The organism is Bradyrhizobium sp. 142 (assembly GCF_023074015.1).
In the GTDB taxonomy this organism is placed as follows: domain Bacteria; phylum Pseudomonadota; class Alphaproteobacteria; order Rhizobiales; family Xanthobacteraceae; genus Bradyrhizobium.
Map to the genome: position 1 here is coordinate 1 of NZ_JADPKQ010000501.1, position 540 is coordinate 540.

Below are 540 nucleotides of genomic sequence, written 5' to 3' on the forward strand. Positions count from 1 at the left end.
GCAATCGGCTTGCAGGATACCGGCGAAGTCGGCCAGATGCTTCTGGGGATGCTCGCCTCGTCGGTCGCTCGAGGCGTAATAGACCGCCGCCGGCGGCGCCGGCCCGGCGAAGGGCCGGTCATCCCGCACATAAGTCCAGATCCGCCCGGTCGTGCACTTGCCCTTCGCCAGGATACGGATGGTGGTGTCGTCGCCATGCAGGCGCTCGGCCGCGAGTACATGGCGTTCGATCAAGTGGAAGAGCGGCATGACGGCAAAGGTCCCGTGGCCGACCTGGTCGGCCAGTGTCGACAACGGCAGGTCGATCCCCTCGGCCTTAAAGCGCGCGCTCTGGCGGTTGAGCGGGATATGCATGCCGAACTTGTCGAACAGGATCGTCGCCAGCAATTGTGGGCCGATGAAGCCGCGCGGCGTGGCATGGAACGGCGCGGGCGGCTGGCTGATCTTCTCGCAATCGCGGCAGGTGAACTTCTCGCGTACCGTCTCGATCAGCTTGAAGCGGCGCGGGATCTCCTCCAGCGTCTTGGTCACATCCTCACC

The 540-nt window shown here is 65.2% G+C and carries 1 protein-coding gene; it reads right to left on the minus strand.

Features of this window, described 5'->3' with window-relative positions; genetic code table 11:
• Positions 1–540, minus strand: a 540-nt coding sequence (locus tag IVA82_RS44865; RefSeq protein WP_247493939.1) for an IS66 family transposase, incomplete at both ends; no start/stop codon positions are given.